Raw genomic sequence first — 1,681 nt, 5'->3', positions numbered from 1 at the left:
GATCCTGCGGCAAGCATTATTCCCTATAAAAACAACAAAAAACCGGCCCTGATTGTGGGGGCATTAATCCCGGAAACTTTTTGCCGGGCCATCATATATGAGATTCCGGTTAAGCATGCCGGAATCAGAGTGCTGTGGTTTACGATCCAAAAGGGTGTGTGGTATAGGGGAAAAGGGATTTGCCAGGAATCCTCCGCCTCACATTTTCCAAGGAATAAAAAACTATGACTGCTGACGGAAAAACCGGCATCACTCAACGCTTGTTCATGAGCCTGTTCGGGCTGATTTTTATGGCGGCGGGAGGCTTTTTCGCCTACATGATCCTCACGGACGTTTGGGCCAATTACCAGACCCGAAGCTGGACCAAAACCCCCTGCGTGATCATGGAAAGCCAGGTGGACGTGGTGCGGGACGGCTACCGGTTCCGGGTGGGCTATCAGTACGATTTTAACGGCAGGGAATGGGCCTCCTATAAGCTGAACCTGAAAGACGACAATGTGTTTTCCAAGGTGGGCGAGGCGGACGCCAAAGCCAGGAAATACGCCCCTGGCGGGGAAACTTGGTGCTACGTCAATCCCAAAATGCCGGGCCAGTCCATCCTGGAGTTTTCCAGCTTGGCTATGGGTTTTGCCGTTCTTCTTCCAATGATTTTCGTCCTGATCGGAGGCGGGGTGTTTATTGCCGCCTGGACGAGTTCATCCAAGCCCGAGCGTCAAGTCCGCTCCAAGGCGGACGGGGGTTCCTCCTGGAAAGGCCGCCTTGGCGGGGCTGCTTTTTTCAGCGTATTTTTTCTGGCGGGAAGTCTGATAGGCTATTTTTTCTTTTTATCTCCCTGGATAAACTCCCTCACCTCCGGTGATTGGAAACGAACCGAATGCACCATCCTGTCCAGCCGGGTGCAAACCCATGACGGCGACGACGGCGACACCTACAGCGTGGACATCCTGTATTCCTATGAAGCAAACGGCCGGGGCTATCGCTCCAGCCAATACAGCTTCATGACCGGGTCTTCCAGCGGGTATTCGGGCAAAAAGGAAATTGTCAGGCGCTATCCGGCGGGATCCCAGGCCGTATGCTACGTCAACCCCGACGATCCTTCCGAAGCCGTGCTGAGCAAGTCCCTGGGGGGCATGGCCTGGTTTGCCATTCTGCCGCTTATTTTTATGATTGTGGGCGGCGTCGGGATTCTATACTCCCTGTTCGGAGCGAAGGATAAGCGGCCCTCGTATACCCGAAGCCGAAAGCGCTCCCAAGCAGCCGGTTTTTCAGAGTCCTTCAAGGGCGAGAACGCTGGTGTATCCGGCGGCGGAATGACCATCCTGAAGCCCAAGTATTCGCCCTGGTTCAAAGTTTTCGGGTCTCTTTTCGCCGCCGTCTTCTGGAACGGCATTGTCGGGGTCGCCGTATTCCAATGCGTCAAAGGTTGGATGAGCGGAAACGGGTCCATCGGGTTTACGATTTTCATTTCGATTTTCGTTCTCATAGGGATCGCCATTATCTTCGGTTTTTTTCACGCCGTCCTGGCTGCGTTTAACCCCAAGCTGACAATCACCCTGTTTTCCGACTTCATCTGCATAGGGGACGAGGTATCCTTCAGCTGGGAGTTCAAAGGCAGCGCAAGCAGAATCAGCCGGTTCACCTTGACGCTGACAGGGACGGAAGCCGCCTCGTACAGGCGGGG

1 protein-coding gene is annotated in these 1,681 nt (G+C 54.3%); it reads left to right on the top strand.

Translation table 11 applies throughout. The annotated features are described in order from the left end of the window. Window positions 1-224: 224 nt before the first annotated feature. Window positions 225-1,681: DUF3592 domain-containing protein (locus tag BUE18_RS27150; protein WP_139265001.1), on the top strand; the 1,457-nt coding region annotated here is incomplete at its 3' end.

The sequence above is a fragment of the Desulfatibacillum alkenivorans DSM 16219 genome, from assembly GCF_900142135.1.
Classification (GTDB): Bacteria; Desulfobacterota; Desulfobacteria; order Desulfobacterales; family Desulfatibacillaceae; genus Desulfatibacillum; species Desulfatibacillum alkenivorans.
The sequence above is the reverse complement of the archived record's forward strand: the minus strand, read 5'-3'. Positions and strand labels throughout refer to the sequence as shown.